Origin of the sequence: Escherichia sp. E4736 (genome assembly GCF_005781225.1) — a bacterium.
Classification (GTDB): Bacteria; Pseudomonadota; Gammaproteobacteria; order Enterobacterales; family Enterobacteriaceae; genus Escherichia.
Map to the genome: position 1 here is coordinate 113,254 of NZ_VATT01000005.1, position 23,357 is coordinate 136,610.

24 protein-coding genes and 1 pseudogene are annotated in these 23,357 nt (G+C 48.6%); 13 read left to right on the forward strand and 12 right to left on the reverse strand.

The genetic code is table 11. From position 1 onward, the window contains the following. Positions 1 to 84 precede the first annotated feature (84 nt). From FEK46_RS03855 to FEK46_RS03865, 3 genes are all read left to right on the forward strand, one after another. Positions 85 to 477 carry a TRAP transporter small permease subunit gene (locus FEK46_RS03855; protein WP_240731111.1) on the forward strand — a complete coding sequence of 131 codons (393 nt, stop codon included), beginning with the start codon at positions 85 to 87 and terminating at the stop codon, positions 475 to 477. A 24-nt stretch (positions 478 to 501) separates the two neighbouring features. Next, positions 502 to 1,785, forward strand: coding sequence for a TRAP transporter large permease (locus FEK46_RS03860; RefSeq protein WP_130260610.1), 1,284 nt, complete (start codon positions 502 to 504; stop codon positions 1,783 to 1,785). Between the two features lie 135 nt (positions 1,786 to 1,920). After that, positions 1,921 to 3,381 (forward strand): mannitol dehydrogenase family protein, encoded by a 1,461-nt coding sequence (locus FEK46_RS03865; RefSeq protein ID WP_135559559.1) that lies wholly within the window; start codon positions 1,921 to 1,923, stop codon positions 3,379 to 3,381. A gap of 39 nt (positions 3,382 to 3,420) precedes the next feature. On the opposite strand, the gene ydfZ is transcribed toward FEK46_RS03865, so the two are convergent. The 3 genes from ydfZ to ydfG all read right to left on the reverse strand — a co-directional run bounded on the left by ydfZ (position 3,421) and on the right by ydfG (position 5,321). Next, complete coding sequence (gene ydfZ / locus FEK46_RS03870; RefSeq protein ID WP_000214710.1) at positions 3,421 to 3,624, reverse strand: putative selenium delivery protein YdfZ; 204 nt, start codon at positions 3,622 to 3,624, stop codon at positions 3,421 to 3,423. A gap of 175 nt (positions 3,625 to 3,799) precedes the next feature. Next, positions 3,800 to 4,486, reverse strand: coding sequence for a DNA-binding transcriptional regulator rspR (gene rspR / locus FEK46_RS03875; RefSeq protein WP_130209269.1), 687 nt, complete (start codon positions 4,484 to 4,486; stop codon positions 3,800 to 3,802). An 88-nt stretch (positions 4,487 to 4,574) separates the two neighbouring features. Continuing rightward, positions 4,575 to 5,321 carry a bifunctional NADP-dependent 3-hydroxy acid dehydrogenase/3-hydroxypropionate dehydrogenase YdfG gene (gene ydfG / locus FEK46_RS03880; protein ID WP_130260613.1) on the reverse strand — a complete coding sequence of 249 codons (747 nt, stop codon included), beginning with the start codon at positions 5,319 to 5,321 and terminating at the stop codon, positions 4,575 to 4,577. A 136-nt stretch (positions 5,322 to 5,457) separates the two neighbouring features. On the opposite strand from ydfG, the gene dcp reads away from it, so the two are divergent. Beyond that, positions 5,458 to 7,503, forward strand: coding sequence for a peptidyl-dipeptidase Dcp (gene dcp / locus FEK46_RS03885; RefSeq protein ID WP_135559560.1), 2,046 nt, complete (start codon positions 5,458 to 5,460; stop codon positions 7,501 to 7,503). A gap of 363 nt (positions 7,504 to 7,866) precedes the next feature. Then, positions 7,867 to 8,757: a diguanylate cyclase gene (locus FEK46_RS03890; RefSeq protein ID WP_135559561.1), complete on the forward strand. Its 891-nt coding sequence runs from the start codon at positions 7,867 to 7,869 to the stop codon at positions 8,755 to 8,757. A 114-nt stretch (positions 8,758 to 8,871) separates the two neighbouring features. On the opposite strand, the pseudogene FEK46_RS23625 reads toward FEK46_RS03890, so the two are convergent. The 3 genes and pseudogenes from FEK46_RS23625 to ftrA all read right to left on the reverse strand — a co-directional run bounded on the left by FEK46_RS23625 (position 8,872) and on the right by ftrA (position 10,148). Next, positions 8,872 to 8,974: pseudogene (locus FEK46_RS23625) on the reverse strand (hypothetical protein). Beyond that, the gene (mgtS, locus tag FEK46_RS03895) at positions 8,974 to 9,069 is read right to left on the reverse strand and encodes a protein MgtS (RefSeq protein ID WP_064529968.1); all 96 of its coding nucleotides are present in this window, start codon (positions 9,067 to 9,069) and stop codon (positions 8,974 to 8,976) included. Before mgtS ends, FEK46_RS23625 begins: the two are co-directional and overlap by 1 nt. Before the next feature lie 107 nt (positions 9,070 to 9,176). Then, a complete protein-coding gene (ftrA, locus tag FEK46_RS03900) occupies positions 9,177 to 10,148 on the reverse strand; it encodes a transcriptional regulator FtrA (RefSeq protein WP_135559587.1) in 972 nt (323 codons plus the stop codon). A gap of 94 nt (positions 10,149 to 10,242) precedes the next feature. Here ftrA and FEK46_RS03905 point away from each other — a divergent pair, with 94 nt between their 5' ends. Next, complete coding sequence (locus tag FEK46_RS03905; RefSeq protein ID WP_001271101.1) at positions 10,243 to 10,638, forward strand: rhodanese-like domain-containing protein; 396 nt, start codon at positions 10,243 to 10,245, stop codon at positions 10,636 to 10,638. A gap of 40 nt (positions 10,639 to 10,678) precedes the next feature. Here the strand turns inward: FEK46_RS03905 and ydeE are convergent, their stop codons facing one another. Next, the gene (gene ydeE / locus FEK46_RS03910; RefSeq protein WP_135559562.1) at positions 10,679 to 11,866 is read right to left on the reverse strand and encodes an efflux MFS transporter YdeE; all 1,188 of its coding nucleotides are present in this window, start codon (positions 11,864 to 11,866) and stop codon (positions 10,679 to 10,681) included. A 194-nt stretch (positions 11,867 to 12,060) separates the two neighbouring features. Here ydeE and eamA point away from each other — a divergent pair, with 194 nt between their 5' ends. Further along, positions 12,061 to 12,960: an O-acetylserine/cysteine exporter gene (eamA, locus tag FEK46_RS03915; protein ID WP_130260617.1), complete on the forward strand. Its 900-nt coding sequence runs from the start codon at positions 12,061 to 12,063 to the stop codon at positions 12,958 to 12,960. 30 nt (positions 12,961 to 12,990) lie between these two features. On the opposite strand, the gene marB is transcribed toward eamA, so the two are convergent. The 3 genes from marB to marR are packed head-to-tail and all read right to left on the reverse strand — an operon-like array spanning position 12,991 to position 14,078. Then, a complete protein-coding gene (gene marB, locus FEK46_RS03920) occupies positions 12,991 to 13,209 on the reverse strand; it encodes a multiple antibiotic resistance protein MarB (RefSeq protein WP_130209257.1) in 219 nt (72 codons plus the stop codon). 30 nt (positions 13,210 to 13,239) lie between these two features. Next, a complete protein-coding gene (gene marA / locus FEK46_RS03925; protein WP_130209255.1) occupies positions 13,240 to 13,623 on the reverse strand; it encodes an MDR efflux pump AcrAB transcriptional activator MarA in 384 nt (127 codons plus the stop codon). A 20-nt stretch (positions 13,624 to 13,643) separates the two neighbouring features. Beyond that, positions 13,644 to 14,078: a multiple antibiotic resistance transcriptional regulator MarR gene (marR, locus tag FEK46_RS03930; RefSeq protein WP_130209253.1), complete on the reverse strand. Its 435-nt coding sequence runs from the start codon at positions 14,076 to 14,078 to the stop codon at positions 13,644 to 13,646. Positions 14,079 to 14,288: 210 nt separating this feature from the next. Here marR and marC point away from each other — a divergent pair, with 210 nt between their 5' ends. Further along, on the forward strand, positions 14,289 to 14,954 hold the full coding sequence (gene marC / locus FEK46_RS03935; RefSeq protein WP_130209251.1) for an NAAT family transporter MarC: 666 nt from the start codon (positions 14,289 to 14,291) through the stop codon (positions 14,952 to 14,954). 24 nt (positions 14,955 to 14,978) lie between these two features. On the opposite strand, the gene ydeA is transcribed toward marC, so the two are convergent. Then, a complete protein-coding gene (gene ydeA, locus FEK46_RS03940; RefSeq protein WP_130260618.1) occupies positions 14,979 to 16,169 on the reverse strand; it encodes an L-arabinose MFS transporter in 1,191 nt (396 codons plus the stop codon). 88 nt (positions 16,170 to 16,257) lie between these two features. Further along, positions 16,258 to 17,139, reverse strand: coding sequence for a LysR family transcriptional regulator (locus FEK46_RS03945; protein ID WP_135522405.1), 882 nt, complete (start codon positions 17,137 to 17,139; stop codon positions 16,258 to 16,260). Positions 17,140 to 17,239: 100 nt separating this feature from the next. Here FEK46_RS03945 and sad point away from each other — a divergent pair, with 100 nt between their 5' ends. From sad to uxaB, 5 genes are all read left to right on the forward strand, one after another. Beyond that, on the forward strand, positions 17,240 to 18,628 hold the full coding sequence (gene sad, locus FEK46_RS03950) for a succinate-semialdehyde dehydrogenase (RefSeq protein WP_130258981.1): 1,389 nt from the start codon (positions 17,240 to 17,242) through the stop codon (positions 18,626 to 18,628). A gap of 63 nt (positions 18,629 to 18,691) precedes the next feature. Further along, entirely contained in the window at positions 18,692 to 19,618 is a 927-nt protein-coding gene (gene glsB / locus FEK46_RS03955; RefSeq protein ID WP_130260621.1) for a glutaminase B, read from the forward strand. After that, on the forward strand, positions 19,618 to 19,977 hold the full coding sequence (locus FEK46_RS03960) for a DUF4186 domain-containing protein (RefSeq protein WP_135559563.1): 360 nt from the start codon (positions 19,618 to 19,620) through the stop codon (positions 19,975 to 19,977). The genes glsB and FEK46_RS03960 overlap by 1 nt, the downstream gene beginning before the upstream one ends. Positions 19,978 to 20,115: 138 nt before the next feature. After that, complete coding sequence (locus FEK46_RS03965; RefSeq protein WP_135559564.1) at positions 20,116 to 21,534, forward strand: diguanylate cyclase; 1,419 nt, start codon at positions 20,116 to 20,118, stop codon at positions 21,532 to 21,534. Between the two features lie 245 nt (positions 21,535 to 21,779). Then, positions 21,780 to 23,231 carry a tagaturonate reductase gene (uxaB, locus tag FEK46_RS03970; protein ID WP_135495305.1) on the forward strand — a complete coding sequence of 484 codons (1,452 nt, stop codon included), beginning with the start codon at positions 21,780 to 21,782 and terminating at the stop codon, positions 23,229 to 23,231. Positions 23,232 to 23,357 lie beyond the last annotated feature (126 nt).

Here is a 23,357-nt window from a genome sequence, read left to right on the forward strand (position 1 = left end):
TATGTTTAATAAGTTATATGGATATATAGAAAAATTTATTTAACTATTGGTACGGTTTTATTAATTGCGCTCATTGGTGTAGTATTGCTCCAGGTTATATCTCGGCCATTACCAATAAGTTCGCCAGCATGGACAGAGGAGGTCGCTCGCTTTCTACTGGTTTACGTTGTCGCATTTGGTTGTGCACTGGCAACGGGTAAACGTGAATTGGTGAACGTTGATTTGGTAGTAAGTCTGCTGCCATCTGGTTTGAAGAAATATCTGGTGCTACTTATTGATTTGGTTATTCTTACCTGCTCAATTACTCTAATGATCAATTCCGTAGAATATGTAGAAAGCACAATGTGGCGTATGGCTACTACACTGCCTATTTCACAGGCATGGGTGACATCCTCGGTGATTATCATTACCGGAAACATATCGCTTTTTACTTTGTTTAATTTGATTCGGGATTTTACGCCGCAAGGGCGGAAATAGAATTATCTAATGTGAGAACAGCGCATGAATCCGACTATTGGTCTGTTTGTGATATTCTTTGTTTCACTTATGCTGGGAGTTCCGGTTATTTTCTCCCTTGCGTTATCGTCAATCTTCTATCTACTGGTCACTGATATGGGACTCGCCATTATGGCGAATCAGTTCTTTAGTGGCATGGACTCTTTTGTACTGCTTTGTATCCCCGGTTTTTTGCTGGCGGGAGGATTAATGAACGGCGGCGGCATTACTGACCGAATTGTATCTTTCAGTAACGCATGGCTGGGTCACATTCGTGGCGGTTTAGCAATGGCCAACGTTAGCGGTTCAATGATCTTTGCAGGTATTTCCGGCACGGCAGTTTCCGAAGCCGCCAGCATTGGATCAGTAATGATCCCCGCAATGAAACGCAGTGGTTACGATGCACCATTTTCTGGAGCAATAACTGCAGTGGCATCGACAGTCGGTCCAATTATTCCGCCCAGTGTACCAATGATCATTGTTGGTACGTTAACCGGTTTGTCAGTGGGTAAACTTTTTATCGCTGGGGCAGTTCCTGGTTTAATGATGGGCTTAACCATGGCCAGTATCGCATGGTACCTGGCGCATAAACGGGGTTATCCAAAAGGTGAGCGGGCTACATTTCGTCAACGGTTACATGCTACGCGTGGGGCGATCTGGGCAATTCTAATGCCGGTCATGATTATCGGCGGTTTGGTGACTGGTCTGTTTACTCCGACTGAAGCATCTGTATTTGCTGTTGTGTTTTCGTTGATCGTGGGCTTTTTTGTCTATGGTGACTTGACTGTGAGCAAATTCATGGGATGTATGATGGAAAGCATCAGCGGTACGGCTGGCATTTTGATGCTGGTTGGTTTCGCCAATGTTTTTGCCTGGATCCTGACATCTGAAGGGATCCCGCAGCAAATTGCTGATGGCATGTTATCTATTACAAGCAACAAATATTTGTTAATTCTAATGATTAACCTGCTGCTGTTGTTGGTCGGCATGTTTATGGAAACCATCGCAGCACTATTGATTCTCTTTACCCCATTGCTATCAGTTGCGACAGCTATCGGTATGGATCCAATCCATTTTGCAGTAATGATGGTAATGAATCTTGTTATCGGCCTGACGACACCACCTGTTGGCGTGTGCCTCTTCGTTTCGCAGGGAATTGCCCGTGTTTCTTTAGGAGAGATCAGTAAAGCGGTAATTCCGTTTATTACAGGAAATATCATTTTGCTATTTATGGTTTCTTATATTCCGGGACTTTCGCTGTGGCTACCGGCATTGCTAGGTATGAAATAATCCATTTTTATTCGTTACCCGGTTATATTTTCCGATAGTGTGGCCGGGCTTTCGCTAATGATAAGAGAAAAAATATACCACTGCGATATTTGCAACAGATACATCGTAGTTTAATTGACAGAAACAGGTCTTCTTATGGAAAACAGACTTTTTAACGCCAGAGCGACACTCCCTGGTTATGATCGTAATAACCTGGCACCCAAAATTGTTCATTTAGGTTTTGGCGCATTTCATCGCGCGCATCAGGGTGTGTATGCCGACATCCTGGCTGCCGAGCATCACAGCGATTGGGGTTACTATGAAGTGAACCTGATCGGCGGTGAACAGCAAATAGCTGATCTAAAACAGCAAGATAATCTCTATACCGTTGCGGAAATGTCGGCCGATGCCTGGACCGCTCGTGTAGTGGGGGTAGTGAAAAAAGCGTTGCACGTGCAAATAGACGGTTTAGACGCTGTGCTTGCTGCCATGTGCGAACCGCAAATTGCAATTGTTTCTCTGACTATTACAGAGAAAGGCTATTTTCACTCTCCGGCGACCGGGCAGTTAATGCTGGATCACCCAATGATCGTTGACGATCTAAACAACCCCCACCAGCCGAAAACGGCACCAGGGGTTATTGTGGAGGCGCTGGCCCGGCGCAAGGCCGCAGGGTTACCGGCATTTACGGTGATGTCGTGCGACAATATGCCGGAAAATGGTCATGTAATGCGTGACGTTGTCACTTCTCATGCACATTCTGTTGATGCGGAACTGGCGCAATGGATTGTCGAAAACGTGACTTTTCCTTCGACAATGGTCGATCGCATTGTCCCGGCGGTGACGGCTGAAACGCTGAATAAAATAGAGCAGCTCACCGGTGTGCGCGATCCAGCAGGTGTAGCCTGTGAACCGTTCCGTCAGTGGGTTATTGAAGATAACTTTGTTGCCGGACGTCCGGAATGGCAAAAAGCAGGTGCTGAACTGGTCAGCGATGTGCTGCCTTATGAAGAGATGAAACTGCGTATGCTCAACGGCAGTCATTCATTCCTGGCGTATCTGGGCTATCTGGCCGGATATCAGCATATTAATGACTGCATGGAAGATGAAAATTATCGCCGTGCGGCACATGCCTTGATGTTGCAGGAACAGGCGCCGACGCTGAAAGTGCAGGGCGTGGATCTGCAAAATTATGCGGATCGACTGATTGAACGCTACAGTAATCCAGCGTTACGCCATCGAACCTGGCAGATTGCGATGGATGGCAGTCAGAAACTCCCGCAGCGAATGCTGGATTCCATTCGCTGGCATCTGAAACAGGGCAGCGCGTTCGATCTGTTGGCGCTTGGCGTCGCCGGTTGGATGCGGTATGTCGGCGGTGTTGATGAGCAGGGTAATCCCATCGAAATTAGTGACCCGTTATTACCGGTCATTCAGGAGGCCGTGCAAAGTAGTGCAGAAGGGCAAGTGCGCGTGCAGTCCTTGATGGCGATTAATGCGATATTTGGTGATGATTTGCCGAACAATGCGTTGTTCACAGCAAAGGTGACGGAAGCGTATTTGTCTTTATTAGCGCATGGCGCGAAAGCGACCGTGGCGAAATATGCGGTGAAGTGATAAGTGACAGCAATGCCGCCATCGGCGGCATTCACACGCTTAGTTCATGCCGAGACGAATCAGGTCCAGAGGCGCGAGTTTTTCATCACAACCTTCAACTACTACGGTTTTACCGCGGCGGATTTGCTCTGCGGTCAGACCTTCAGTATCAATCGACAGGATCTTGCCAGTGTGACCGGTGCCGCTAACCATAACACGGCTGCCAGTAGTGATTGCGTTACGGTTACGATCGTAGGTCGTCATAGGTGTTTTCTCCTTTCTGATTTACAGTCGAAGCCCACGTAACGGGCGCAATATAAATACTCCTGTCGAGTGAATTTTTTTTTGTTTATGATCAAGTTCACATCTTTTTTGATGCTTGCATAAACCAGAAGAAGGGGGATGAACTCTCACCCCGAATGGGATGAGAGGTAAAGAATTACTCTTCGCTGAACCAGTCGCTATTTTCCTGGCGGATTTGGCGCACAGATTCGCTGATTTCATGCAAATGTTGCGACATTGCACGTTCTACGGCATCGCCATCACGTTTTTGCAGAGCAGAGAAAATATCGAGATGTTGGCGTAACAGCATTTCTGGTGGGGAGACGCGGTCGAAACTCATATAGCGTACGCGATCAACGGTCGCTTTCAGATTCTCAATGGTATCCCACGCGAGTTGACAGTCAGCAATCTGAGTCAGGAGCTGATGGAAGTTGTCATCAAGTTCAAAAAAATCATCCAGTTGCTTGCGCTCAATGGCAATGCGTTGCTGGTGAAGATTTTGCTCAAGTTGGTAGCACTGGCTTTCAGTGATCATGCTCGCTGCCCGCCGTGCCACCGCGCACTCAATGGCCTGTCGAATAAAACTGCCATTGCGAACCTGGGTCATGGAGATTTTATTGACGTAGCTGCCACGCTGCGGGCGAATTTGAATCAGGCCGTTTTCAGCCAGTTTAATGAAGGCTTCGCGAACCGGCTGACGTGACACATTGAAACGAACAGAAACTTCTTTTTCCGACAACGGCGTACCTGGTGCAATCAGGCAATGCACAATGTCGCGACGAAGAATACGATAAATTTGCTGATTGACAGGCTGTGTGGGATTAAGTTGTGTTTCGACGGTCATTCGTTATTGCTTTTGAGTGGGTTAACCGCAAGAGTCTACCACTTTTTTGTGACAAGCAATAACCCGGCGGTGAGGCCGGGTATAAAAATTAATGCCGATGGACATTCAGCCCGGCATAGCTTTGGGTAACCGGCATCATTTCCAGGGTATTGATATTAACGTGAGCGGGGAGAGTGGCTACCCACCAGACGGCTTCGCTGACATCTTCTGGCGTCAGTGCAACGGTATTTTGATAGGTTTTTTCTGCTTTGCCGTCATCGCCTTTAAAGCGGACATTGGAAAATTCGGTGCCACCCACCAGCCCTGGTTCGATGTCTGTGACACGTACTGCCGTACCGTGCAGATCTGTGCGTAGATTCAGGCTGAACTGACGAACAAAGGCTTTTGTCGCGCCGTAGACATTGCCACCTGCATATGGCCAGCTACCGGCCGTTGAACCAATGTTAATAATGTGACCACGATTGCGCTCAACCATGCCCGGCAAGACTGCCCGCGTCATATACACGAGGCCCTTATTGTTGGTATCAATCATGGTTTCCCAGTCTTCAACGCTCGCTTTATGTGCAGGTTCCATACCCAGCGCCAGTCCAGCATTGTTCACCAGAATATCAATCTCACTCCATTCGGCAGGAAGTGATGCCAGCATTTCTTCAATGGCGGCGCGGTTACGGACGTCCAGTTGGGCGATATACAAATTATCTCCCAGCTCGTCTTTTAACTCCTGCAACCGCTCCTGACGGCGACCAGTAGCGATAACTTTATGCCCTTGTTGAATAAAACGACGAGTAATGCATTCACCAAAACCTGCCGTTGCTCCAGTTACTAATACGATCATCTCACTGTTCCTCAACGCTTTTGTGTGTCACTAACATAGCACGTGATGCTTAAGAGCGGGTAATACTGGTTTGCAACATTGCACTCCGTTATCAGTAAGCCTACGCTATGGAACACCTCGTTTTCAGGAGTAGAAAATGTCAACGACGAATCCTTTTCTTACGCAGAGCACGCTGCCTTATATGGCGCCCCATTTTGATCAGATTGCAAATCATCACTATCGCCCGGCATTCGACGAGGGGATGCGGCAAAAGCGGGCTGAGATAGAAGCGATAGCGTTAAACCCGCAGACGCCCGATTTTACTAACACTATTCTGGCTCTTGAAAAGAGCGGGGAATTACTCACACGTGTAACCAGCGTCTTCTTCGCTATGACCTCGGCGCATACCAACGATGAATTACAGCGTCTTGATGAACAATTCTCGGCAGAACTTGCGGAACTGGCTAATGACATTTACCTGAACGGCGAATTGTTCGCTCGGGTCGATGCCATCTGGCAGCGCCGTGAATCTCTGAGTCTTGATAGCGAATCCATTCGACTGGTCGAGGTGATTCATCAACGTTTTGTTCTTGCCGGGGCCAGACTTGCAGAGGCCGATAAGGCAAAATTAAAAGTGCTGAATACAGAGGCTGCGACCCTCATCAGTCAGTTTAACCAGCGGTTATTAGCGGCGAACAAATCCGGTGGGCTGGTGGTTGACGATATTGAGCAACTGGCGGGGATGAGTGAGCAAGATATTGCCCTGGCGGCGGATGCAGCGCGCGAGAAAGGTCTGGATAACAAGTGGCTTATCCCACTACTGAATACCACCCAGCAACCGGCGCTTGCCGAACTGCGCGATCGCGCGACGCGTGAAAAACTGTTTACTGCGGGCTGGACGCGGGCAGAAAAAAATGACGCTAACGATACCCGTGCCATTATTCAACGGCTGGTGGAGATCCGCGCGCAGCAGGCGAAACTGCTTGGTTTCCCTCATTATGCTGCGTGGAAAATCGCCGACCAGATGGCAAAAACCCCCGAAGCAGCACTTAACTTCATGCGTGAAATTGTCCCGGCCGCGCGTAAGCGAGCAGACGATGAACTGTCGTCTATTCAGGCGGTTATCGAAAAGCAGCAAGGCGGATTTAGCGTCCAGCCGTGGGACTGGGCATTTTATGCTGAGCAGGTAAGACGCGAGAAATTCTGTCTCGATGAAGCTCAGCTCAAACCTTATTTCGAATTGAACACGGTGTTGAATGAGGGAGTATTCTGGACTGCCAACCAGCTTTTCGGCATTAAATTTGTCGAGCGCTTTGATATACCTGTCTATCACCCGGATGTGCGCGTATGGGAAATATTTGACCATAATGGAGTCGGGCTTGCGCTATTTTACGGTGATTTCTTTGCCCGTGATTCCAAAAGCGGCGGCGCGTGGATGGGGAATTTTGTTGAGCAATCCACGCTCAATGACACACGTCCCGTTATTTACAATGTTTGCAATTATCAGAAACCAGCGACAGGCGAACCTGCATTGTTATTGTGGGACGATGTTATAACCTTATTCCATGAATTTGGTCATACGCTGCACGGCCTGTTTGCCAGCCAACGTTATGCTACGCTTTCTGGCACCAACACGCCGCGTGATTTCGTCGAGTTCCCTTCACAAATCAACGAACACTGGGCGACAAATCCGCAGGTATTCTCTCGCTATGCGAGGCATTACCAAACCGGAGAAACCATGCCGGAAGAGTTACAACAGAAAATGCGCAATGCCAGCCTGTTCAATAAAGGCTACGAGATGAGCGAGTTACTTAGCGCTGCGCTTCTTGATATGCGCTGGCATTGTCTGGAGGAGAATGAAGCACGCCAGGACGTGGACGATTTCGAGCTTCGGGCGCTGGCGGCGGAAAACATGGATCTTCCCGCTGTACCGCCGCGTTATCGCAGCAGTTATTTCGCTCACATTTTTGGTGGCGGATATGCGGCGGGTTACTACGCGTATCTGTGGACGCAAATGCTGGCAGACGATGGTTATCAATGGTTTGTCGAGGAAGGCGGTTTAACGCGTAAAAATGGGCAACGTTTTCGCGACGCTATCCTTTCCAAAGGTAATAGCGAAGATTTAGAACGTTTGTATCGCCAGTGGCGAGGTAAGGCACCACAGATTACACCGATGCTGCAACATCGCGGCTTGAACGTATAATTCCCCCATATAGCACCGGGCTACATCCAGTCCGGTGCTATATTATAATATGCTGTTCATTTCTTTTTTAGTTATCTGGGATCTGCGTACATTTGCAGAAATAATTGGATTTATAATACTGCCAAAAGCCCTAATCTTTCAGGCCATTACCTTCTTCTCTTTGGCATAATCGGTATTATATCTTCTGGCTTGAATTTAACGTGTTCTGACAGATTTAATCACTTTTTTCTGTTTATTTTGTTTTAAATCACGCTGTTATATTTTTATCCATTAATTAATGTTTTTTCTATGGAATTGTTGACATAAATTTTCTTTTCTCTCGTTATAATAGAACGCACAAGGAATTGTGAAAAAGGAGTGGCAATGATCAAGAAGACAACGGAAATCGATGCTATCTTGTTAGATCTCAATAAGGCTATCGATGCCCATTACCAGTGGCTGGTGAGTATGTTTCATAGCGTGGTAGCGAGGGATACCAGTCGGCCAGAAATTACGGATAACCATTCTTATGAACTGTGCCAGTTTGGTCGGTGGCTTGATCATCATGGACCACTCGATAGTGATGAATTACCCTACGTTCGGATAATAGATTCTACCCATCAGCATATGCATAACTGTGGCCGGGAATTAATGCTGGCTATTGTCGAAAATCGCTGGCAGGAAGTTCATTTTGACGAATTTCAGGAAGGGTTGCTTTCTTTTACCGCAGCATTAACAGATTACAAAATTTATTTGCTGACTATTCGTAGCAATATGGATGTATTGACGGGATTACCTGGCCGTCGGGTACTTGATGAATCCTTTGAGCATCAATTACGTAATGCTGAACCATTAAATCTTTATTTAATGCTGCTGGATATAGACCGATTTAAACTGGTTAATGATACCTACGGACATTTAATCGGTGATGTGGTATTACGAACCCTGGCGACTTACTTAGCCGGTTGGACGCGTGACTACGATACGGTTTATCGCTATGGTGGTGAAGAGTTTATTATTATCATCAAAGCGCAAAATGATGCTGAGGCGTGTCGTGCTGGGGTACGTATTTGTCAGTTAGTCGATAACCATGCCATAGCGCATCCTAGCGGACATATCCCAATAACAGTGACCGCTGGCGTGAGCCGCGCGTTTCCTGAAGAACCGTTGGATGTGGTTATTGGAAGGGCTGACAGAGCAATGTACGAAGGCAAGCAGACCGGAAGAAATCGCTGCATGTTTATTGACGAGCAGAGTGTGATAGCCCGAGTTTAAGCTCTGTTTAACATTCATTGAGAAAAATAATGCTACTGTGTCAAAGAACCGTTACCAGCGCAGAGAAATGCCTGATAGCGTAAAAGCAAAACACAAATCGATCCATGCAAGCATTCACCGCCGGTTTACTGGCGGTTTTTTTTGCCGTCAGAAAATCAGGCCCCTTGCACGCAACTGTAACAAGGGGCCGGTTAGGTGAGGGATTATCTCCGTTCATTAGTCATCCCATTTGTAGCTGAAATATGCGGCCAGAAAGCCAGAAAATAAAATTATTCCCAGAACAGCTATAAAAACATTCATATTACCCAACATTATTTTCCTCCGTTTATTGTGTGGTGTGTTTCCTCGCTTACCTTAATTTTCATCTCAATGAGAAAGATATTAGCAGAGATTACCTAAACAAAGGCTGAATCAGGCGGTTATTGTGATGGGGAATGGATGTTTTTACGATATTGCGAAGGGGATAATAAAAAACGTTGGTGAAAGTGATGACGCAATAACGCTGAATTGCCAAAACCCGTCAGCTCGGCAATTTTATCGATGTTAAAAGCCGAATTTTGCAGATAATCCTGAACTCGTATTAAGCGCTCATTGAGCAGCCAGCGGGCGGGCGTCATGCCGGTTAAGGCCTCAAAACGTCTCAAAAAAGTGCGCGGACTCATATTTACCCGCTCGGCGAGGGAAGACACAGTATGTGTTTGTGCCAGATTCTGCTGCAAAAAGTCGAATAATGCACCTAACGTCTGACTTTCACGCGGTGAGGCCATTGGGCGCGTCAGATTTTGTGGTTGATCCCCCTGGCGATGTGGCTGTATGACCAGCCGTCGGGCGACATTATTAGCAATCTCATGGCCAAAATCTTTGCGCACGATATGTAAACACAGATCGATCCCCGCGGCGCTTCCGGCGGAGGTCATCACTTGTCCTTCATCCTGATATAACACATTGTCACTTACGCTGATTGAAGGGTAACGGTGCTGGAGTTGTTCAGTGTAGCGCCAGTGGGTGGTCGCTTTTCGCTGGTGAAGAAGGCCCGCAGCGGCAAGGACAAACACGCCAGAGCATATCGATACCAGGCGGGTACCGCGCTGGTGTGCTTCGCGCAATGACTGACATAGCATCTCTGGCACTTTTGCATCTATTCCACGCCAGCCAGGAATAATAACCATATCGGCGTTGGGCAATAATTCCAGCCCTCCATCTGCCACCACGTGGATCCCCCCGGTGGCTTGCAGCGCACCAGGCTCTACCGCAGCAACGGCAAAACGATACCAGTTATCGCCCTGTTCCGGTCGTGGCAGGCCGAATATTTCAACGGCTACGCCAAATTCGAAAGTACATAGCCCGTCATAAGCCAGTGCAACGACCAGCGGGCGTTGTAACGTTGTCATCATTTTGCTCTTTTCTGGCATATCGGGAGGCGGTCAGTGAAAAGTAGATTGGTTACATTATTGTTAACACAACAAACCAAAAGGAAAAAGCACTATGCGTTATGTCACTGAATTTACCACAGCGAAGCCAGAAGTTGCTGAGGCGCATTTTCTCGCGCGCTTGAGTGTCGAAACAGATTGTGCCGATGTTCATGACTCTCTGGCTTATATTGGCGATGATTTCGTTTTACTTCATGTGGTTGGTCGTGAAGAGGACTTCGCTCGTCGGCATATCCCAGGCGCTCTCCATTTACCCCATAAGCAAATGACCGCAGAAAGAATGGCCGAATGGCCGGACGATACGCTATTTGTGGTGTATTGCGCGGGGCCACATTGTAATGGTGCAGACCGTGCGGCACTCAAACTGGCTCGACTCGGAAAGCCGGTTAAAATCATGCTCGGCGGGATAACCGGTTGGGAAGATGAAGGCTATGCCTTTGCCTCAGAATAATGATTAGCAAAGCCGTGCCAGTAGTGGCACGGCACGAATGTCAACAGAGTGCTGGCTGCCCCTGCGGTCTGGCGTTAATACCTTTTAACATCAGCGCCCACGCGGCAATGATGACTAACGCCAGAATGATAAACAGCGAAGAAGACGGGAGAGTGGTAAGTACAACACCACTCACTAATGGATTTACCGCTGCCCCCAGCCAGCCTAATGACTGGGCGGAAAAATAGCTGGCTTTCATTCCTGGCGGCGCAATATGGTCAATCAACATATACTCACCGGGAGCATAAATAATTTCACCAACAGTAAATACCGCAGCTGAAATTCCCCACAATAGCAGGCTGTTTCCGGAAAAAATAAAACCGACCAGACCGACGACAAAACAGAGTGTGCCTACCGTCATCAGCGCGCGTATGTTGGTCGGGTTAATACGCCGCCCAACGGAATACTGCAACGTAACTACCATAGCGGCATTAACAGGCAGAACCACTGCGACCACTTTTTCTGCAAAACCACTATCCGCTATGACCATCACATATTGCGAGATACAAGAGGCAAAGGCACCGCTCACGAAAGAGGCCAGAAAGGCAGAGCAGGTGAACCACAGCAGCGCTTTATCCCGTAACAAAACCTTTGGCGACCAGACGCTGCCTGTTTCTGTGGCGATGATTTTCTCGCTGCGCTTTACCCAAATTTTAATGAAAACCATGGGAAACGCAGAGCAGATAGCTGCAAGCCAAAAGGGCAGATTGATGCTCTGCATGACCAACAGCGTGCCGAGTGGCGGGCCGACGGTCCAGCCAATATTGAGCATGGTGTAGTTGATCGAGAAGATCTTCGTTTTGCTGGTGGATGAAAGATTGTCGGCAAACCAGGCTTTCAATACAGTGGCAAAAACGGAATAGGCACAGTTGATGAGTGCGAAAAAAAGCACCACCAGCGTGACGCTGTCCACCAGGGGAATGGCAATAAAACCGCTGGCGAAGGCCGTAATTGCCAGTAACATATAGCGTTTCTTGTCGAACTTATCCGCCAGGATACCAAAACCGAGGCTAAAAACGACGCCAATAGTGAGCGCAATTGTCATCGCATAACCAATGAGATCGACACCCAGGCTGTACTGGCGACTCAAGTAAATAGTCATAAATGGCAGCGTGGCGCCGCGTCCGATAGTTAATAACAACGACGAGGCGAGAAGGGCGCAAGTAGAGCGTCTCAGAGATAAGTTCATTTGGCTGTCCGACAATGCATTTCGTTATGTTTTGTTTTTGAGATGTAAAGAAATAGCATGGCAAAAATCCGAAGTATAGCGACTTATTTGCCATTAATGCCGTGGTAAACGGTGATTAACGAATGAACTGTTAAAGAAAAGTAAATTCAGCTAAGTTGATTGCTGACAAAAAATGAAAATTCAGAGGCGGAAAAATGTCGCGGAAAGATGGGTTGTTGGCGCTATTAGTCGTCGTTGTATGGGGGCTTAATTTTGTGGTCATCAAAGTGGGGCTCCATAACATGCCACCGCTAATGCTGGCCGGTTTACGCTTTATGCTGGTCGCCTTCCCGGCAATCTTTTTCGTGGCGCGACCAAAAGTACCGCTGAATTTACTGCTGGGGTATGGTTTAACCATCAGTTTTGCGCAGTTTGCCTTTCTCTTTTGCGCCATTAACTTCGGTATGCCGGCAGGGCTAGCCTCGCTGGTCTTACAGGCTCAGGCGTTTTTTACTATCGTGCTCGGTGCTTTTACTTTTGGCGAACGGCTGCACGGTAAGCAACTGGCGGGGATTGCGTTAGCGATTTTTGGTGTACTGGTGTTAATCGAAGATAGCTTTAACGGTCAGCATGTGGCGATGCTCGGTTTTATTTTGACCCTGGCGGCGGCATTTAGTTGGGCGAGTGGCAATATCTTCAATAAAAAGATCATGTCTCATTCATCCCGTCCGGCAGTGATGTCTCTGGTCGTCTGGAGCGCATTAATCCCGATAATCCCGTTTTTTGTCGCCTCGCTCATTCTCGATGGCGCCGAAAAAATGATTCACAGTCTGGTCACTATCGACATGACCACCATTCTGGCGTTGATGTATCTGGCATTTGTGGCGACGATAGTTGGTTACGGGATCTGGGGTACGCTGCTTGGACGCTATGAGACATGGCGTGTCGCACCATTATCATTACTGGTGCCGGTAGTCGGTCTGGCAAGTGCAGCGTTACTGCTGGATGAACGCCTAACAGGTCTGCAATTCTTAGGTGCCGTGCTTATTATGACCGGACTGTATATCAATGTGTTTGGTTTGCGGTGGCGTAAAGCGGTGAAGGTGAGAGGCTAACAAGCCCCGATATGCCGGGGCCTGAATAAACTACATGGCGTGTTGGTTATAATAGGGCACGCCCAGCGCATCCGATTTGTCACTGCCTGTACCCATGTGATTTAAATCGAACGGTGGTTGTTCCTGCGATGGTGGAACAATCACCACATCGCCACAGGAAGTAACGACCGGTTGCGAGGTTTGCTCCGCAAAGCTCTGCGCGGAAAACAGAATAAGCGCGGTTACCATTGCGGATAAAAGTGGTTTCATGATTGCCTCAGTGACGTTGTCACATTTTTATTAACTGTTGTAATGGTTCAATGGATGCAAATACCGCGACTCGCACTGCATATTGGTCATCCGATATTTATGTGGCGGAACATCAAAGTAATTTTTGAAGGTGCGAGTCAGCGTTTGCTGTGACTCGAAACCATAACGTTCTGCCAGATAGAGGATGGGCTCGTTGCTTTCTTTCAGCTTTTGCGCGATTTCTGTCATCTTACGGCTGCGGATGTATTGACCTAATGAATGGCCGGTTTCTTTTTTAAACATCCGTTGCAGGTGCCATTTGGAATAACCTGAACGCTCTGACACTTTTTCCAGTGACAGTGGTGATTCCAGGTTGTCCTCGATCCAGTCCAAAATGCTATGAATGGTAATAGCGTCAGTATTGCGTCTGGACATCGTCATACCTCTTTTTTTGTTTACGGCAGGACTTTCTTAAGCAAATGCTCAAGCGTTGCCACTTCGTCCGCCGTCAGGTTTTTTGTTAATTCTTGATGCAGGTCCTGGCCAACTAATTGATGGCATTGTTCACATATTGCCGCGCCACTGCTGGTGAGTTTCACCAACACGCCGCGCTTGTCATTCGGGTTCGGCAACCGCTCAATCCAGCCTTTGCAAACCAGGCGATCCAACATGCGGGTCAGCGCGCCAAGGTCAACCGAAAGGACTTTTTTCAGCTCAACGGGAGTAATGCATGCTGCGCAGCGGATAGAGCAGAGCACTTTAAACTGTGCCGCGGTGATATCGAGCGGTGACAGATAATCGTTAAGCAGACGGTCTTTCTTCTGATTAACCATATGGATTAAGCGACCTAATGGGATGATTTCATTGAACAGGTCGCTGGTACTTTTCACAATGGTTGCCCTGGCAAGTAATTAGTTGCAGGGGATAATATTGCCCAGGCAAGTATAAGTCAAACGAATGAATCCCTCGATGCCACGATTTGCTAAATCGGTTCAAGTATTGCGCAGTGTGCTGCAAGATTAGTTAAAGAGTGAAACTTTCTCCTTGTTTACCCTTTATACTTTTCGCAGATAACTAGCGACACAGGATGGCAACCACCAATGTTAGATTTGTTTAAAGCGATAGGCCTGGGGCTGGTGGTGTTATTGCCGTTAGCTAACCCGTTAACCACCGTAGCGTTGTTTCTCGGGCTTGCGGGTAACATGAACACCGCCGAACGTAATCGTCAGTCATTAATGGCCTCGGTATATGTTTTTGCCATCTTGATGGTGGCGTACTATGCCGGACAACTGGTGATGGACACATTCGGGATTTCGATTCCCGGTCTGCGTATTGCTGGCGGCTTAATTGTTGCTTTTATTGGTTTCCGTATGCTCTTCCCCCAGCAAAAAGCGATTGACTCACCGGAGGCGAAAAGCAAATCCGAAGAGCTGGAAGATGAACCCAGTGCCAACATCGCCTTTGTTCCACTGGCAATGCCAAGTACCGCTGGACCGGGGACCATTGCGATGATCATCAGTTCGGCGTCCACAGTACGTCAGAGTTCAACCTTCGCAGACTGGGTACTGATGGTTGCGCCGCCGCTGATCTTTTTTCTGGTTGCGGTCATTTTGTGGGGAAGCCTACGTAGCTCTGGCGCAATTATGCGGCTGGTGGGCAAGGGGGGAATTGAAGCGATCTCCCGCCTGATGGGCTTCTTACTGGTGTGTATGGGAGTGCAGTTTATTATTAACGGCATCCTGGAAATCATTAAAACGTACCATTAAAAAAGGCCCGAATGGGCCTTTCAACTATTGTGTCTGTTCTTCGAGTTTCACTGGCCAGCGGCGAAATATGACGATTGACCATATTAACGCAGCGAGAGCAGGCACCGCGCCAACATAGCCAATCATCGACATCGACCAGTGAAGACTCACCTGATTACCCACCAGCGCCCCGGCGCCGATACCAATATTGAATATCCCCGAAAATAGCGCCATCGCAACGTCGGTAGCATCCGGTGCCAGCGCCAGCACTTTTACCTGCATCCCAAGGCCGATGATCATCATCGCAATCCCCCAGAAAACGCTCAGTACGCCGAGGTGCATCTCACTGTTCGCTGCAGGTAACAGTAGCGCCAGGCACACCAGCAATAACGCAATTGCCGCACTCACCAGCGTAGACGCATACTGATTGCCGAGTTTGCCGAAAATCACACTACCAATAATGCCTGCGCCTCCGAGCATTAACAGCAATGCTGTAGCAAAATTGGCACTGAACCCAGCTACGTTTTGCACAAAAGGCTCGATATAGCTGTATGCCGTGTAATGCGCGGTAACCACCACTACCGTCAACAAATAAATGCTCATCAATGCCGGGCGGCGGAACAGTTGCGGAAGACTTTTCAACGACCCGGAATGCTCGCTGGGGAGTAATGGAAGTAACTTAATCAGGCATAGCAGGGTGATAAGCGCTCCAATACCAATGGCAAAAAACGTCGTTCGCCAGCCGAAATATTGCCCCACAATTCGACCAATGGGTAAACCTAATACCATTGCCAGTGCTGTACCGGTAGCGATTAAACTCAACGCCTGCGCTCGTTTACCTGCTGGCGCCATGCGAATCGCCAGAGACGCCGTTATCGACCAGAAAATAGCATGTGCGAAAGCAACGCCGATTCGGCTGATCACCAGAACGGTAAAGCTCCACGATAAAAATGACAGCACATGGCTGGCAATAAACACCACAAACAGGCAGATCAGCAATTTGCGGCGTTCAACCTGACTGGTCATTAGCATAAAAGGCAATGACATTAGCGCTACTACCCATGCATAAATGGTCAACATGATGCCGACCTGAGCAGTTTGCATGTGAAAACTTTGCGCAATGTCAGAAAGCAGGCCAACAGGGACAAATTCGGTAGTATTGAAGATGAAGGCGGCTACTGCCAGCGTAACTACCCGTAGCCACGCCACTTTGCGGGAAACAGTGTTTGTTGTCATAACAGATTATCGGGTGAGTTGCAAAAAGGTGATGAAATGATCTTAAAACGGTTAATGATGTGAATACAATGACTTTGTGATCTACATCTCATTTTGCCGCATCATGCTGTTCCAGCGATGTGTCAAGCAGCTCAATAAACGCCTCAAGCTGACGAGTCTTCGCGCCACGACGCCAGACCAGCCATGTCGTTAACCAACGCCATTGCTCACCTAATGGCCAGGCTTCAACCTGATGATGCCCCGGCATACTTTCCAGCATGGAACGAGGAATAAGCGCAATTCCCGCTCCGGCGATTACACAGGCCAGCATACCGTGATATGACTCCATCTCATGAATTGTCCCCGGCGCTGCGCCGTCGGCATGAAACCAGCTCTCAAAGTGGCGGCGATACGAGCAGTTAGCGCGGAAGGCATAGATATTACAACCATTAACCTGACTGGCGCGAGTAACGGGAGTATGTCCTTGCGGCGTAACGATCATCAACTCCTCGCGGTACACCGGCATCCCGTCAATGGCTGTATGGTTAATCGGACCATCAATAAATGCCGCATTCAGTTTTCCCTCAAGTACACCGTCCAGCATAGTTCCGGAAGGGCCAGTGGAAAGGGAAAACTGAATTTTAGGATAACGACGGTTAAATTCTGCCAGTGTAGCTGGGATGCGTACCGCTGCGGTGCTTTCCAGCGAACCGAGAGAAAACAAGCCTTGTGGCTCATCGCCAGCAACAACATTTCGCGCTTCGTCGACCAACGCGAGAATTTGTTGGCTATAGCGCAAAAAATTATGCCCGGCAGGAGAGAGACGTAAACGCTGATTCTCACGAATAAACAGTTCCACGCCGAGTTCTGTTTCCAGCTGGCGGATACGGGTAGTCAGGTTAGATGGCACACGATGCACTTTTGCTGCCGCCTGGGTAATGCTGCCAGCCTCGGCAACGGCGTTAAACATCTCCAGCTGGGTCAGATCCATAGCATTCTCGATTCGTGAACAAGTGACTTAATATTATTCATTTTAACGAAAGAGTAAATCTGCGTATCTTCACACCATAACTCACGAAGGAGATACCCGGATGACCATTACTCCGCTTACCCATGCTATTTCAATAAATCCAGCCAATGGCGAACAACTTTCTGCACTGCCGTGGGCTGGCGCTGACGATATTGAACACGCACTTCGGCTCGCGGCGGCAGGCTTTCGCGACTGGCGCGTAACAAACGTAGATTATCGCGCAGAAAAACTGCGTGATCTTGGAAAGGCTTTGCGCGCCCGTAGCGAAGAGATGGCGCAAATGATCACTCGAGAAATGGGGAAACCGATCAAACAGGCGCGTGCCGAAGTGGCGAAATCAGCAAACTTGTGTGACTGGTATGCAGAGCATGGTCCGGCAATGCTGAAGAGCGAACCTACGCAGGTAGAAAATCAGCAAGCGGTTATTGAATATCGTCCTATGGGGACGATCCTGGCGATTATGCCGTGGAACTTTCCGTTATGGCAGGTGATGCGAGGGGCTGTTCCCATTATCCTGGCAGGTAACGGTTATTTGCTTAAGCATGCGCCAAATGTGATGGGCTGTGCACAGTTAATTGCTCAGGTCTTTAACGATGCAGGTATCCCACAAGGCGTATATGGCTGGTTGAATGCCGACAATGACGGTGTAAGCCAGATGATTAAAGACCCGCGCATTGCTGCGGTTACAGTCACCGGAAGTGTCCGTGCGGGGGCAGCCATTGGCGCGCAGGCTGGGGCGGCGCTGAAAAAATGTGTGCTTGAACTGGGCGGTTCCGACCCATTTATTGTGCTTAACGATGCCGATCTGGACCTTGCCGTGAAAGCCGCGGTTGCCGGACGTTATCAGAATACCGGGCAGGTTTGTGCAGCAGCAAAACGCTTTATCATCGAAGAGGGGATTGCCTCTGCATTTACCGAACGTTTTGTGGCGGCGGTATCGGCGTTAAAAATGGGCGATCCGAGTCATGAGGATAACGACCTCGGACCGATGGCGCGTTTCGATTTGCGTGATGAGCTACATCATCAGGTTGAAAAATCGCTGGCACAGGGCGCCCGTCTGTTACTCGGAGGGGAAAAGGTAGCAGGCGCAGGAAACTACTATCCGGCAACGGTTCTGGCAGACGTCACGCCAGAAATGACCGCGTTTCGTGAAGAATTGTTTGGACCCGTCGCGGCAATCACCATTGCGAAAGATGCTGAACATGCACTTAAACTGGCTAATGACAGCGAGTTTGGACTTTCTGCAACCATTATTACCTCTGATGAAGCACTGGCGAAACAAATGGCAGCACGTCTGGAATGTGGAGGGGTGTTTATCAATGGTTTCAGCGCCAGTGATGCACGGGTAGCGTTTGGCGGTGTGAAGAAGAGCGGCTTTGGTCGTGAGCTTTCCCATTTTGGGTTACATGAGTTCTGTAATATCCAGACGGTATGGAAAGACCGGATCTGACGTCACATATTTAGCTCTGTTATACTCGCAGGTCTTTTCAGACCTGCGAGCAAGGAGCAGAGAGTGGCAGTCGCCATGGATAATGCAATCTTAGAAAACATCTTGCGGCAAGTACGACCGCTAATTGGTCGGGGGAAAGTCGCGGATTATATTCCGGCACTGGCAACGGTAGAGGGTTCCCGACTGGGCATTGCTATCTGTACCGTTGACGGGCAGCTTTTTCAGGCCGGAGACGCGCAAGAGCGTTTTTCAATTCAGTCTATTTCTAAAGTGCTCAGCCTCGTTGTTGCAATGCGTCATTACTCCGAAGAAGAGATTTGGCAACGTGTAGGCAAGGATCCGTCGGGATCGCCATTCAATTCTCTGGTGCAACTGGAAATGGAACAGGGTATTCCACGAAATCCTTTTATTAATGCCGGTGCGCTGGTGGTCTGCGACATGTTGCAAGGGCGATTAAGCGCCCCACGGCAACGTATGCTGGAAGTGGTGCGTGGACTAAGCGGCGTGTCTGATATTGCCTACGATACGGTGGTAGCGCGTTCAGAGTTCGAGCATTCTGCGAGAAATGCGGCGATAGCCTGGCTGATGAAGTCGTTTGGCAATTTCCATCATGATGTGACAACAGTACTGCAAAACTACTTTCACTACTGTGCACTAAAAATGAGCTGCGTTGAGCTGGCCCGAACGTTTGTCTTTCTGGCAAATCAGGGGAAGGCTATTCATATCGATGAGCCGGTGGTAACGCCAATGCAGGCGCGACAAATTAACGCGCTGATGGCAACCAGTGGTATGTACCAGAACGCGGGCGAGTTTGCCTGGCGGGTGGGACTTCCGGCGAAATCTGGCGTTGGTGGCGGTATTGTGGCGATCGTCCCACATGAAATGGCCATTGCGGTCTGGAGTCCGGAACTGGATGACGCAGGTAACTCTCTTGCCGGTATTGCAGTACTTGAACAATTGACGAAACAATTAGGACGCTCGGTTTACTAATGCAGTCTCTTGATCCACTCTTCGCGCGTTTATCCCGTTCAAAATTTCGCTCCCGCTTTCGTTTAGGTGTGAAGGAGCGTCAGTATTGTCTGGAGAAGGGCGCGCCGGTTATCGAACAACATGCGGCGGATTTTGTCGCTAAACGTCTTGCCCCGGCCTTACCTGCGAACGATGGCAAGCAAACTCCCATGCGCGGGCATCCGGTATTTATTGCCCAGCATGCTACAGCAACATGTTGTCGCGGCTGTCTGGCTAAGTGGCACAACATTCCGCAGGGTGTTTCGTTAAGTGAGGAACAACAACGTTATATTGTGACGGTTATCTACCAGTGGCTGGTTATTCAGATGAATCAGCCATAAGAATGTCAGATTTCGACAAAGCCGTATCGGATTAATATCTTTATTTGTCACCGCTGCCAGTGAACATGCTATCCTTTATGAGAATTTACTTATTGCGTTAAAATAATTGCAGCCTGCAATTGTATGGACAGATAATTAATGCGTGTACTCCCCATCTCAACTTTCCATTTGTTCCTGGAAGGCCATTTGCTACGTAATAGCATCGCGATTTTTGCGCTAACCACGCTGTTCTATTTTGTTGGTGCAGAGTTACGTCTGGTTCATGAACTCTCTCTCTTCTGGCCGCTGAATGGTGTGATGGCAGGGGTTTTTGCCCGGTATGTCTGGCTCAATCGGCTGCATTACTATGCAATCAGTTACGTGGCGATGATGGCTTATGATGCGATGACTACCGAATGGGGTTTAGTTTCACTGGTCATCAACTTGTCCAATATGATGTTTATTGTGACCGTGGCTCGGTTAGTGCTGAGGGATAAGCGACTGGGGAAAAATAAGTATGAGCCAGTAAGTGCCTTACGCTTGTTTAATTATTGCCTTATAGCCGCATTATTATGCGCAATTGTCGGGGCGGTTGGTTCAGTAAGTATTGATAGTCTGGATTTCTGGCCCTTGCTTGCTGACTGGTTTAGCGAACAGTTTTCGACGGGCGTGTTAATTGTTCCGTGTATGTTGACGCTGGCGATCCCCAGGGCGTTGCCACGCTTTAAAGCAGAACAGATGATGCCGTTTATTGCGCTCATTGTATCGGTCATTGCCTCGGTAGTTATTGGCGGTGCGGGGAGTCTGGCGTTCCCATTGCCTGCATTGATCTGGTGTGCGGTACGCTATACCCCGCAGGTAACGTGTTTGCTGACTTTTTTGACGGGCGCGGTGGAGATCGTGCTGGTGGCAAATTCGGTGATAGATATCGCCGTCGGTTCGCCGTTCTCTATCCCACAAATGTTCTCCGCTCGTCTGGGGATTGCTACCATGGCAATTTGCCCAATCATGGTTTCCTTTAGCGTGGCGGCAATTAACTCGCTGGTTAAGCAAGTTTCTCTGCGTGCCGATTTTGATTTTCTCACCCAGGTTTACTCGCGCTCAGGTCTTTTTGAGGCATTAAAAAATCCGTCACTACAACAGACACAACATCTGACGGTGATGCTGCTTGATATCGACTATTTCAAAAGCATAAACGACAACTATGGTCATGAATGTGGCGATAAAGTTTTAAGCGTGTTTGCCCGGCATATACAGAAGATAGTTGGTGATAAAGGGCTGGTGGCGCGGATGGGCGGCGAAGAATTTGCTGTTGCAGTGCCTTCAGTGAATCCTGTGGATGGTCTGCTGATGGCGGAAAAAATCCATAAAGGCGTAGAAATGCAACCGTTTATCTGGCAACAAAAAACGCTTTATTTGACGGTTAGCATTGGTGTCGGAAGTGGGAGTGCAACATTTCGTACGTTAATCGATGATTTCAACAAACTGATGGTAGAAGCCGATACTTGTCTTTATCGCTCGAAAAAAGACGGGCGAAATCGAACCAGCACTATGCATTATGGCGAAGAAGTTGTCTGACAGGTTGTGATTTTTTTGCGGTGAACATCTAATTTGTTCTACCAATTTTGTCATTTCCCATTTTTACCGGAAATCATGATTACAAGCTTTCACTTTCCGGAACCTTGACCAACAGCACATTTTTCGCCAAAAAACGTGAATTGTTCGCCGCGAGTTGATCAAAACAGGGGTTCAGCGTATCAAAGTTTGCTAACCTGTCGTACCAATTCAAACAGGTTGTATGACTAATCAAAAGGGAACCCATTGTGAAAACACTAAATCGTCGCGATTTTCCCGGTGCACAGTATCCAGAACGTATCATTCAGTTTGGTGAAGGTAACTTCCTGCGTGCCTTTGTCGACTGGCAAATTGATCTCCTGAATGAGCACACCGATCTGAATTCTGGTGTGGTCGTAGTTCGTCCGATTGAAACTTCATTCCCGCCGTCACTGAGCACTCAGGATGGTCTGTACACCACCATCATTCGTGGTTTGAATGAGAAGGGCGAGGCGGTCAGCGATGCGCGTCTGATTCGTTCTGTTAATCGTGAAATCAGCGTCTACAGTGAATACGATGAATTCCTGAAACTGGCGCACAACCCGGAAATGCGCTTTGTTTTCTCTAACACCACCGAAGCAGGTATCAGCTACCATGCAGGCGACAAATTTGATGACGCGCCAGCGGTAAGCTATCCGGCAAAACTGACTCGCCTGTTGTTCGAACGTTTTAGTCATTTCAACGGTGCGCTGGATAAAGGTTGGATTATCATCCCGTGTGAACTGATCGACTATAACGGCGATGCGCTGCGTGAACTGGTTCTGCGCTACGCGCAGGAGTGGGCGCTACCAGAAGCATTTATTCAATGGCTGGATCAGGCTAATAGCTTCTGTTCAACGCTGGTGGACCGTATCGTTACCGGTTATCCGCGTGATGAAGTGGCGAAACTGGAAGAAGAACTGGGGTATCACGATGGTTTCCTCGATACCGCTGAACACTTTTACCTGTTTGTAATTCAGGGGCCGAAATCTTTAGCTTCAGAATTACGTCTGGACAAATATCCGCTCAACGTGCTGATTGTTGACGATATTAAACCGTATAAAGAGCGCAAAGTGGCAATCCTCAACGGTGCACACACCGCGCTGGTGCCGGTGGCGTTCCAGGCAGGGCTGGATACTGTAGGCGAAGCGATGAACGATGCTGAAATTTGCGCATTCGTTGAAAAAGCCATCTACGAAGAAATTATTCCAGTACTGGATTTGCCACGTGATGAACTGGAATCTTTCGCCAGTGCGGTAACCGGGCGTTTCCGTAACCCGTATATCAAACATCAGCTGCTTTCCATCGCGCTCAACGGTATGACCAAGTTCCGTACTCGAATTCTGCCTCAGTTGCTGGCAGGGCAGAAGGTGAACGGTAAACTTCCGGCCCGACTGACCTTCGCGCTAGCGGCATTGATTGCATTCTATCGTGGAGAACGTAACGGGGAAGCGTATCCGGTACAGGATGATGCCCACTGGCTGGAACGTTATCAGCAGCTCTGGAGCCAGCATCGTGACCGTATCATCGACACCCAGGAGCTGGTCGCTACTGTGCTGGCAGAAAAAGACCACTGGGAACAGGACCTGACGCAAGTGCCTGGCCTGGTCGAACTGGTTGCTAATGACCTGGATTCCATTCTGGAAAAAGGGATGCGCGAAGCTGTACGTCCGTTGTGCTAATACTCTGAACCCGGTTTCGACCGGGTTTCTTATTCCACCATATTAGTTACAACATCCTATATGCCATTTATCACAACTAGGTGCCATATGTCACACCTGTTCATGTTGTAAGCTTGTTGGTAATTT

Coding starts and splice junctions, on each gene's coding strand:
- FEK46_RS03860 (WP_130260610.1), top strand. CDS start 502: ATGAATCCGACTATTGGTCTGTTTGTGATATTCTTTGTTTCACTTATG.
- FEK46_RS03865 (WP_135559559.1), top strand. CDS start 1,921: ATGGAAAACAGACTTTTTAACGCCAGAGCGACACTCCCTGGTTATGAT.
- ydfZ (WP_000214710.1), bottom strand. CDS start 3,624: ATGACGACCTACGATCGTAACCGTAACGCAATCACTACTGGCAGCCGT.
- rspR (WP_130209269.1), bottom strand. CDS start 4,486: ATGACCGTCGAAACACAACTTAATCCCACACAGCCTGTCAATCAGCAA.
- ydfG (WP_130260613.1), bottom strand. CDS start 5,321: ATGATCGTATTAGTAACTGGAGCAACGGCAGGTTTTGGTGAATGCATT.
- dcp (WP_135559560.1), top strand. CDS start 5,458: ATGTCAACGACGAATCCTTTTCTTACGCAGAGCACGCTGCCTTATATG.
- FEK46_RS03890 (WP_135559561.1), top strand. CDS start 7,867: ATGATCAAGAAGACAACGGAAATCGATGCTATCTTGTTAGATCTCAAT.
- mgtS (WP_064529968.1), bottom strand. CDS start 9,069: ATGTTGGGTAATATGAATGTTTTTATAGCTGTTCTGGGAATAATTTTA.
- ftrA (WP_135559587.1), bottom strand. CDS start 10,148: ATGACAACGTTACAACGCCCGCTGGTCGTTGCACTGGCTTATGACGGG.
- FEK46_RS03905 (WP_001271101.1), top strand. CDS start 10,243: ATGCGTTATGTCACTGAATTTACCACAGCGAAGCCAGAAGTTGCTGAG.
- ydeE (WP_135559562.1), bottom strand. CDS start 11,866: ATGAACTTATCTCTGAGACGCTCTACTTGCGCCCTTCTCGCCTCGTCG.
- eamA (WP_130260617.1), top strand. CDS start 12,061: ATGTCGCGGAAAGATGGGTTGTTGGCGCTATTAGTCGTCGTTGTATGG.
- marB (WP_130209257.1), bottom strand. CDS start 13,209: ATGAAACCACTTTTATCCGCAATGGTAACCGCGCTTATTCTGTTTTCC.
- marA (WP_130209255.1), bottom strand. CDS start 13,623: ATGTCCAGACGCAATACTGACGCTATTACCATTCATAGCATTTTGGAC.
- marC (WP_130209251.1), top strand. CDS start 14,289: ATGTTAGATTTGTTTAAAGCGATAGGCCTGGGGCTGGTGGTGTTATTG.
- ydeA (WP_130260618.1), bottom strand. CDS start 16,169: ATGACAACAAACACTGTTTCCCGCAAAGTGGCGTGGCTACGGGTAGTT.
- FEK46_RS03945 (WP_135522405.1), bottom strand. CDS start 17,139: ATGGATCTGACCCAGCTGGAGATGTTTAACGCCGTTGCCGAGGCTGGC.
- sad (WP_130258981.1), top strand. CDS start 17,240: ATGACCATTACTCCGCTTACCCATGCTATTTCAATAAATCCAGCCAAT.
- FEK46_RS03960 (WP_135559563.1), top strand. CDS start 19,618: ATGCAGTCTCTTGATCCACTCTTCGCGCGTTTATCCCGTTCAAAATTT.
- FEK46_RS03965 (WP_135559564.1), top strand. CDS start 20,116: ATGCGTGTACTCCCCATCTCAACTTTCCATTTGTTCCTGGAAGGCCAT.